The sequence below is a fragment of the Lacimicrobium alkaliphilum genome, assembly GCF_002591895.1.
In the GTDB taxonomy this organism is placed as follows: domain Bacteria; phylum Pseudomonadota; class Gammaproteobacteria; order Enterobacterales; family Alteromonadaceae; genus Lacimicrobium; species Lacimicrobium alkaliphilum.
Genome location: NZ_NISX01000002.1, coordinates 329024 through 338596 on the forward strand (window position 1 = coordinate 329024; position 9573 = coordinate 338596).

The window sequence follows — 9573 nt, forward strand, 5'->3', positions numbered from 1 at the left end:
AAGATATTGTTGTTGCTCCGCCAGTTGCGGCGACAGGGAAAATTCCTTTGCCAGGCAGGCTAACAGTTTAAACGCAGTTTACCTTAATTTAACATTAATGCAATCGATTGCATTTATTTGTAAATAATCTTATCCTTGGCACAAGTATCCCGATAAAAGGACAGTCTGCCCATGCAACCGATAGGCTCAGATTATTTATTTGCTCCCGAACCCTGGCAATTGACCAACACACAGACTGACAGCAACCACAACATGCTGGAAGAAACTCTGTTCGCTCTGGCAAATGGCTATCTGGGTACCAGAGGTACTCTGGAGGAAGGCCATGAGGGCAAAGGAACCAGCTGTGAGGGCACCTACCTGAATGGCGTATATCACAGTGAGCCTATCACTTATGGTGAAGTGGCCTATGGCTATGCCAGCCATAACCAGAAGATGCTGCAGGTGCCCAATGGCAAGGCGATGCAGTTTTCGCTGGACGGCCAGAGAATAAGCCTCAACAGTGCCCAATCCGGCCGCCGCTGGCTGAATTTTAAAGATGCCAGTTATAACCGGGATATGCGCTGGCAAAGTGACTCAGGTAAACGGCTCAGTCTCATCAGTCGCCGCTTTGCTTCACTGGCCCACCCTAACCTGCTAGCGCTACGCACCACTATCACCGCAGAAAATTTCTGCGGCCGGATTTGCCTTTCATCAGCTGTGGATGCGGACTATTCCTTCAGTGCCAATAAAGCCGACCCCCGTGCCGGGCAACTGAATATGGCAGACAGCCTGAGGCTGCAAAAATCCACTATAGAAAATGAGCAGATCCAGCTATTGCACGAGGTTAACAACAGTCCTTTTGCCATCGGCACCTCAGTCTGCCACCAGTTATCCCATACGCCGCTGTCGGTGCGCGAGAGCCATTCTGACAGCTGCCCCGCACTGGAGTATGAATTTGAACTGCAACAGGGCGAGACACTGATCATCGACAAATATGTTCTCTATCGCCACAACAGCGATAAGGACTTTGCCGCTATCGAAAACGCACTGACGCAGGATCTACAGCAAATCAACTCTCTGGGCTGGCAGTCGCTGCTTGATCAGCACAGCAGCAAAATCACAGATTTCTGGCGGTCCAGCGATGTAGAAATTGAGGGCGATGAAGGGCTGCAGCAAGGTATACGTTTTAACCTGCTGCATTTGTTTATGTCAGCGGGCAAGGATGGCCACAGCAATATGGGCGCCAAGGGCCTTACAGGTCATGGCTACGACGGCCATTACTTCTGGGACACGGAAATCTATATTCTGTCGTTTTTGTCTGCCACCAATCCGGATATCGCCCGAAAGTGCCTGGAATTTCGTTATCACACCTTAGAGGGCGCCAGAAAGCGGGCCAGACAGATGTCACACAAAACAGGCGCACTGTACCCCTGGCGCACTATAGGCGGTGATGAGTGCTCGGCCTTTTTCCCGGCCGGTACCGCTCAGTACCATATCAACGCCGCCATCGCCCATGCCCTGCGGCACTATTATCAGGCCAGTGGCGACTGGCAGTTTATTCAGGACTTTGGTGCAGAAATGCTGTTTGAAACCGCCAGACTGTGGCTGGACCTGGGCCATTTTAATGCCCGCAAAGACGGACAGTTCTGTATCGATGGTGTGACCGGTCCCGATGAATATACCGCCATTGTTAACAATAATTTTTATACCAATGCCATGGCCCGCGCACATTTGCAGTTTGCGGTGCAAGTGGCAGATAAGATGCAACAGGACTGTTCTGAAGTCTTTGCCTCACTGTGCAACAAACTGGCGCTTAACACTGAAGAGATAAGCGACTGGCGCCAGGCCGGTGAAAAGATGTACCTGCCTTATGACAACAACTTAGGCATCAGCAAACAGGACGACAGCTTTCTGGATAAAAAAACCTGGGATTTTGCCAATACCCCGGCCGATCACTACCCGTTGCTGCTGCATTATCACCCGCTGGTGATTTACCGCCATCAGGTACTCAAACAAGCCGATGTGGTACTGACCATGTACCTGCTGGATGATGCTTTCTCAAAGGATCTGAAAAAGCGCAATCTGGACTATTACGAACCACTGACCACCCATGACTCGACCTTATCCAGCTGCATACACAGCATCGAATTTGCAGAAACCGGCCAATATGAAAGAGCCTATGAGTTTTTCAAAGATACGGTGCGCATGGATATCGACAATCGCCATGGCAACACCGAATACGGCATTCATACCGCCTGTATGGCCGGTTCCTGGATGGGCATCGTCAACGGTTTCGGTGGCCTGCGTATTCGCGATCAGCAATTGCATTTTGAACCCCACTTACCGGCAAACTGGCAGGGCTTCAGTTTTCACCTTAACTGCCTGGGCAGACGCCTGAAAATCAGTGTCGGCCGGCAGCATTGCCAATACCGGCTGCTTGAGGGTGAGCGCATCAGCATTTTCCATCATGGCCAGACCATTGAACTGGCATTGCAACAAAGCATCGAGGTTAAAACTCAAACGGAGAAACAGCCATGACCATCAGAGCCTTTATTTTTGATCTCGATGGTGTACTCACCGATACCGCCGAGTACCACTTTCTGGCCTGGAAAGCCCTGGCCGATCAGCTCGGTGTAGACTTTGATAAAACCGACAACGAACAGCTTAAGGGCGTTGATCGTATGGGCTCGCTGCAGTTTATTCTGCAAAAGGGTGGCTTAAGGTTACCGGAAAAACAAATACTGGCGCTGGCAGAGCAAAAGAATCACCACTATCAGCAGTTAATCGCCGGCATGAGCGAAGCCGATCTGTTTGAGGGTGTGACTGAGCTGTTTAATGCACTGAAAGACAGAAACATTGCCATCGGCCTGGCCTCGGCGAGTAAAAATGCGGCGATGGTGCTGGAACGGCTGGGGATTACCGATGCTTTTGATTATGTGGCCGATGCCAGCAAAGTAAAACAGGGCAAGCCCCACCCTGAAATTTTCCTGACAGTGGCCGATGCGCTGAATATACCTCCGGCTCAGTGTGTGGGTGTGGAAGATTCTCTGGCGGGTCTGCAAGCCATTGTTGACGCCCGAATGTATTCGGTGGGCATTGGCGATGCCAGAGTGCTGCATCAGGCAGATGTGGTTTACGCTCATATTGGCGAACTGGAGCCCGGCAAAGTGCTGGGCAACGCTGCTGATAAGGGCAGGCCGTCACCAAAACCTTGACTGCAAACTAAAATTGTCAGCGCTTTTCTGCCTGCATTTGGTCAATCAGACTAAAATCACATAGCATACGCGACCAATTTTTGTGCAGGTAATCGTTGTTGTCGTTACGTCTTGTATTAATCCTGATATTTGCCGCCTTACCGGTCAGCTCTGCCCCCATGATCTGGCTGGCAGAATCCAGCCCCGGATTTCAGAAATCCATCAGGATGGACGAGCAAACCCGGGATCTGATCCTCGAGGGATTGGATGGCGTTGAATTTCAGGTTGAGCCCACCAACCCCCAACGGGGCCTGAAGCGCTTACAGCAAGAGCCTAAATTTATGAGGGCGATAAAATTTATAGTCCCGAGCGAGAGTGCTTCAATACTTCCCCCCACTGGCTAGTGCGCCTTTCTGCTCGACTCCCTGACTATCAATTGCACATCCAGTACCTGTGAACGGGCTGGTTTGCCTGCCAGTTTATCCAGCACTTTATTAACCAGCAGTTTACCGCCCTCCATGGTTTGCTGGCGAATGGTGGTCAGTGAGGGGTGGCAGAACATCGACATAGCCACATCGTCAAAACCCACCACGGCAATATCACCGGGTATGGCGATCTCTGACTCCACCAGCTTTTTCATCGCCCCCAGGGCAATCACATCAGACACCGCAAACAAACCATCCACCTTAAGTGGCTGCTGCTTAAGCATGCGGTTAGCGCTGGAATAACCTGACTCGCTGGTAAAATCCGTGGCAAAACGCAGTGACTCGTCGATGTCCTTACCGGCCTGCTGCAGCGCCAGGCAATAGCCCTGCCAGCGCTGCTCCATCTCACTGTGAGCGATATCACCGAAAAAAGCGATATGCTCACAGCCCTGATTTAAAAGATGGGTGACTGCCAGATAGGCGCCCATTTTATTGTCACTGCCCACCGTGCAATACTGACTGTCCGGCAAGGTTGCGCCCCATACCGCAAAGGGCAGGTCCTGGGTAGCCAGACGGTCGATACGGACGTCATGCTCACCCTGCCCTATCACAATCAGGCCGTCGGCCCGTTTGGAATCAAAGTAATAATCCCGCCAGTCATCGGAGGCGGTGCGGGTATTGGAGAGCAACATATCATAGCCATGCAGGGTTAACTCGTCGGCAATGGCGCCGAGAATATCCAGCAGAAAAGGGTCGGAAATACCGCGCTCGGTGCGCTCCTTAAACAACACCACCACCGCAATCACATTGGTCTTCTGGGTACGCAGCGCGCGCGCCTTGGCGTTAATTTTAAAATTATGTTCCCGCGCCACCTGCTGGATTTTGTGGCGGGTTTTTTCAGCGATCAACGGATTATCATTCAGCGCCCTGGAAACAGTGGATTCTGACACACCGACGATTCGGGCAATATCGGCAATACTTTTCGCCATTTTTTCGGGCATTGAAGTGAATTTATTGATAATGGATGCCGCTAGACTAGCAAAACGACACCGGGGATTGAATAGTAAACTGGCCGGCAAAAGCCGGCCAGTTTTCATTAACAGCTCAGAAGAAGTTATAGCCGATGCTGAGTTTCACCGAACGCGGCATGATAAACCTGCCGTTAGGCGCAGCCGGATTTCTGGGATCCCCTTCGGTCAGCCCATCTTTATCAGTGAGGTTATCCACCGACAGCCTGACATTCAGATTTTCCGAGACTTCCCAGTACGCGCCCAGGTCCACTTTGGTATAACCATCCAGCTCCACAGTGTTGCCATTGTCTGACCAGCGATCATCAACCATACTCAGGGTACCGTACATAGTCAGGAAGTTACCGCCTGTCAGCTCCAGATCATAACTTGGCGTGAATCGTAACTGCCAGCCAGGCTGACGCTGTCCTTCGTTGCCAATCTGACTGGCGTCACCGCTTTTGGTGATTTCGGTATCCTGTACCGTAGCATTCAGGTTCAGGTTCAGATTGAAATCAAATGTATAGTTGGCATCCAGTTCCACACCTTTTGCTTCAGTCACTGATAGTGTTGCTGGCGCACCGGGTTGGCTGACATTACTGCTCTCAACTTCATTGAAAAAACCGGTGGCATAGAAACTGAAATTGTCACCGGCATGTTTATATCCCAGTTCATATTGCTGTATATCAAAGATCAGGTCGTCACCATTGGAATAAGAGCCGAAGTTATCCCTGAAATCGTCAAAGTAGGGCATTTTGCTGCCGTCGTTAGCCCGGAAGAACACACCGGAATTATCGGTCAGCATATAGTTGGCACCGGCAGTCCAGGATGTAGTGTCTTCGTCATATTGCACGGCTTTGGTGATCACCCCATCCAGGCCTTCATCTACAGTGTATTCTATCTTATGACTTTCACGGCGTAGCCCCAGATCCAGAGTCAGAGCATCGCTGACCTGATATTCAAAAGCCGTGTAGAAAGCCCTGGTAGAACCATCGCCGACGGCATTGATATCATAGTTCCAGCCACAACTGTCGGCATTATCATTACAATCGATATTGGTGAGACTTTCACCGCCCTGGCCAATAACATGGTAAGACTGATTACCGATGGACCACCAATCATTGGCTGAGAAGTTGGAAGTGTACAATCCAAAAGTCCATTCAAGTGCATCAAACTCTTTAGTTAAAGCCAGATCATTAGTAAAGGACTCAATTTCCTTCAGTACCACCCAGCGACCGACTTGTTGCACCAGAGCGTCCTCGGAATATGTCGTACCAGTGACAGCGCCTTGTACCGGCACAAAGTCTCCACTCTGCGGATCGACAATTCTCAGATTCAGGTTATTGCCCTCTGCATCAGTCAGATCTGCCAGTCCGGATATACTAAGCGGTGCGCCGTCAGGCACGAGACCCAGGGTATTGGCATCACCCCTGGTAAAATTAAAGCGATCACTGAACTGCCAGCCGTCGCCGAACTCGAGCTGAATCTTACCCCCTGATACTGAGCCATCCCAGCCCCGGCCCTCGCCAAAGTCAAAGGCCTGTTCGGTGCCATCGGGACCATACTGGATTGTCCCCTGACGATTTAAGGTACCCATCTGGGTATAACCATTGTCTACCCCCTCCACCAAAGGCGTAGGCAAGTACCAGACACCGTGATCATCAGTGACCCGGCTGTAGAAGTTCATCTTGCCGTTATCCAGTATCTTGGTAATGTTGACCGTAAACTGATGACCCTTTTCCGAGTTAAACCCCGCATCGCGGATCCCCGGCGAGCTGGAAACATACCCGCCTATCATATAGTAAAGATCGTCTGCCAGCGCCCCGCTGACAACGGCATCAACCCGCTGCAGATCGTAATCTGAGGTGGTGTACTTGAAAGTACCTTCGGTGTAATCACTACCTTCTTTCAGCATAAAGTTAGTGGTCAGACCAGGCTGTCCGTTAGAGATAACCGGGTTGGGCCCACCCCGCAGAGCTTCCATAAAAGAGACGGTTTCATCAATACGAAACAGGGTGGAGTTTTCAAGGAAAGACAAGGTCGGTGGCTGAAACAATGGCGCCCCTTCCATCTGTACAGTCAGAAAAGGTGCATCACCGCCGCCGGGGAAACCCCGAACAAACACATTTGCGCCGGATACACCGCCAGAACTCTCCGCCCAGACTCCGGGCACCGCCTTAAACAAATCGGCAGTGCTTTTTGGTGCCAGCTTTTTTATTGCTTCGGCAGAAAGGTTGGTGACGGCAAAACTTGCATCAACTTTACGCATTGCGGTACCCGTGGGCGTACCTGTGACGATGATTTGTTCAAAATCCTTATCCTTTTGTTCCTGTGCGGCTGGTTCTTGCTGCGCGTAGCTGGTACCGAATACCGTTGATACCGCCAGTGCCAAAGCTAACTTTTTCGTTTTCATTTTCTGGTCCCCGATTTACTAACTGAGTTACATGGTGTTTTCTGGTTTATGTGCACTTTCAGCAAGACTGCAACTGACTACATCATTGCTGTGCTCGTTGTCGACAGATTAAAAATAGAATCTTTTGCAATCGATTGCAATAGTTTTAATTAAAGTTTATTAAATTTTTGTTAAATTAGTGCTTGGGTTGGTTTCTTGTTCACATATCCGATCATAAAGACAAAATATCGGCAGCATTCGAGCAGAATGTACTCAATTGGAATATACAGTTTCAGTTTCAACAGAGTTAAAACTGAAACTGTATGGAATTGATTGCAATATCAGCAGAGGTGCCCTTCAGACAGAGTCCGTATTTCAATCAATGGCTTATTCAGGGGCGAACAGCCAGATAGACTGTACTCCATAGCTGAACCGGGTTAGATTCCGTAATATCGCCCTTGCGCTGACCAAAGGGCTTCATCTGAAACCGGCCATCTGCAAACGACCAGGACCATAGCTCTGAAGTCTTCAGATCTTCGGTAACACTGACTGTCAGCCACAATTTATCCTTCGCCTGTCTCAGTTTCACGCGCACTGATTCCGGCAGGTCTGCTCGGCGCAACTGCCTTTCAATGCCACTCAGTACCATAGCCTGCTGCCAGCTCCAAACCACCGTACCATGGTAATTTCCGGGTCCGAATCGTTCCTGTGTTTCTGCGGAAGCATAAACAGGATTAGCCACCAACATTCCGACTGGCGTATACAGTCCATGTGGAAAATCTTTCGTCAAATTACTAAGCATCTGTCGCAATCTGTGCGCATCGGGCTGACCAAATAGCAGACCGAAGCCGGTATCAGAATGGATAACAGGCACGGGTGATCCATCAGTGTTGAGCGCAAGCGCAGCAAACTCATGCGGAATGTCCCTCTCTATAACTGGGGCAGGCAGGCCTATTTTCTTACTGTACTGCAGAACGGCTTGCCTGGCCTGCTCCGGCTCCATTTTTACAAAAAACAATGGCGGTACCTTTTGTTGCCAATGCCTGGCTATATCTTCCAGTTCGGCAAGATTCTGAATGGATTCCCCATGCCCGGTTAACAAACCACTCTGATGCAGTCGCCGCGCTGCGCGCAGCGCGGCAGGTGCCAGTGCGGCATTGACATCGTAGGGATAGCGGCCGCCATCCAATCCCTCTTCACTATCCCGCCAGTTGCCTGCATAATGACCGTCAGCCAGACCAATCAGGTTAGACAGTCTGGGCTGCTGATAAAATGGCCGGGTAACAGATAATAAATATTCGATATTGGCCGCCAGGATTTCACCATAGCTTTTACCATCAGTTCTTCGCCGCTTTAAAAAAGCTTCTCTGCGTTGTTGTCCGGTTTGCTCGTCAAGCAGGTATTCGGTCAGTATTGGCAGCAGCATCAAGTCATCGTCGAGCATCGCATAATCATAATGCGGGCTGTCGTCCGGTTTCTGGCTCTGCTGTACACTCCGCAACAAGGCAAACTCACCAATATCTTCTTCATGTGCCACTCTGCCCTGTGGCGACATGCGCTCGAAAACTGAGCCTAAGGCTGACTCTATGGCATCATCGCTCAATACCGGCATCAGCAACCTTAAAGATAGCAGGGTATCGCGGCCAAAATAGGTCAGAAAACGCCAGGATCCGGCCAACAGCTTTTCTTCATAGCTGAGAAAACGCAGTGCCTGAAGGTGCGCATTATCTAATCCCTTCACCTCTGACCTGAGGACATTGTCGAGCGGTGTCAGAGGTGATTCAGATGTGATGGCCTGAATATTGAAGATCAGCTTGTTCTGCTCTGATGGATTCAGGATCCAATCACCGCTGGCACGTTCCCGCTCCAGACTTCCTTCAGTAATTTTCAGACTAAGGCCATAGCCTGCCTGACCATCCAGGCGTTGCCGCTTCCAGTTGATCTGATTATCCTCTGCATACACTTCGGCATTGTCCACAACCTCAGGAAACTCGCCTTGCTGATGATAATCCCGCAACACCCGGATACTGCCCAGCAACACCTTAGTAATCCGCAGGCGGCCGCCGACAGCTATAGCTTGGCCCTGGATGCCATAGTATCGCTGTCCGGCTTGCTCTGTGGATAAGGGGGTAAGGGGTTGCTGCCAGTTCCATTCAATATCTGAGGTTGAATCGAACCATATCCCAACACCAGAGTTTCCTGCCGGAAAGGCTACAATGAGCCTTGGATCAAGGCCTTCGGTGAGTGATAAATGCGCAGCGACAGGTCCCTGACGGTAAAATGTATTAAGATTTCGGCCTTCCTGCACTTCAAAGGCCAGGACCGGCTGTGTCGTAACGGCTTCAGCAAGGCCCGCACTGCTTACCCAATGTTCGCTGCTTATTGCCGAAAATTGCTCTGTTTCACTGCAACCTGCCGCCAACACCAGAATCAGCGATATTACTGTAATAGATTTCATTGCACATGCTCCTGTCAGTCTGCCTTTAAAGAGATAGTGCCAGCGCGTGCAATCGATTGCAATTTATTATTAACAAATGACTTACATCATACTAATCATCAATACTCTGGTCTGCCAG

6 protein-coding genes are annotated in these 9573 nt (G+C 50.3%); 3 read left to right on the forward strand and 3 right to left on the reverse strand.

The window, feature by feature from the left end; translation table 11 throughout:
* Positions 1-171: 171 nt before the first annotated feature.
* The 3 genes from CDA54_RS03450 (at position 172) to CDA54_RS03460 (ending at position 3577) form a co-directional block, all read left to right on the forward strand.
* Positions 172-2517, forward strand: a complete 2346-nt coding sequence (locus tag CDA54_RS03450) for a glycoside hydrolase family 65 protein (protein ID WP_099033594.1) — start codon at positions 172-174, stop codon at positions 2515-2517.
* Positions 2514-3194 (forward strand): beta-phosphoglucomutase, encoded by a 681-nt coding sequence (pgmB, locus tag CDA54_RS03455; protein ID WP_099033595.1) that lies wholly within the window; start codon positions 2514-2516, stop codon positions 3192-3194. The genes CDA54_RS03450 and pgmB overlap by 4 nt, the downstream gene beginning before the upstream one ends.
* A 98-nt stretch (positions 3195-3292) precedes the next feature.
* Positions 3293-3577, forward strand: coding sequence for a hypothetical protein (locus CDA54_RS03460; protein ID WP_143452252.1), 285 nt, complete (start codon positions 3293-3295; stop codon positions 3575-3577).
* Here CDA54_RS03460 and CDA54_RS03465 read toward each other — a convergent pair.
* The 3 genes from CDA54_RS03465 to CDA54_RS03475 form a co-directional block, all read right to left on the reverse strand.
* A complete protein-coding gene (locus CDA54_RS03465) occupies positions 3574-4587 on the reverse strand; it encodes a LacI family DNA-binding transcriptional regulator (protein WP_229748027.1) in 1014 nt (337 codons plus the stop codon). The two genes, CDA54_RS03460 and CDA54_RS03465, sit on opposite strands and share 4 nt — an antisense overlap.
* A gap of 115 nt (positions 4588-4702) precedes the next feature.
* The gene (locus tag CDA54_RS03470) at positions 4703-7018 is read right to left on the reverse strand and encodes a TonB-dependent receptor (RefSeq protein WP_099033597.1); all 2316 of its coding nucleotides are present in this window, start codon (positions 7016-7018) and stop codon (positions 4703-4705) included.
* A gap of 370 nt (positions 7019-7388) precedes the next feature.
* Complete coding sequence (locus CDA54_RS03475; RefSeq protein ID WP_099033598.1) at positions 7389-9455, reverse strand: glucosidase family protein; 2067 nt, start codon at positions 9453-9455, stop codon at positions 7389-7391.
* Between the last annotated feature and the right edge of the window lie 118 nt (positions 9456-9573).

What these genes read in the sequence shown, in the direction of transcription:
- pgmB (WP_099033595.1), top strand. Translation starts at nt 2,514, where the DNA reads ATGACCATCAGAGCCTTTATTTTTGATCTCGATGGTGTACTCACCGAT.
- CDA54_RS03470 (WP_099033597.1), bottom strand. Translation starts at nt 7,018, where the DNA reads ATGAAAACGAAAAAGTTAGCTTTGGCACTGGCGGTATCAACGGTATTC.
- CDA54_RS03450 (WP_099033594.1), top strand. Translation starts at nt 172, where the DNA reads ATGCAACCGATAGGCTCAGATTATTTATTTGCTCCCGAACCCTGGCAA.
- CDA54_RS03475 (WP_099033598.1), bottom strand. Translation starts at nt 9,455, where the DNA reads ATGAAATCTATTACAGTAATATCGCTGATTCTGGTGTTGGCGGCAGGT.
- CDA54_RS03465 (WP_229748027.1), bottom strand. Translation starts at nt 4,587, where the DNA reads ATGGCGAAAAGTATTGCCGATATTGCCCGAATCGTCGGTGTGTCAGAA.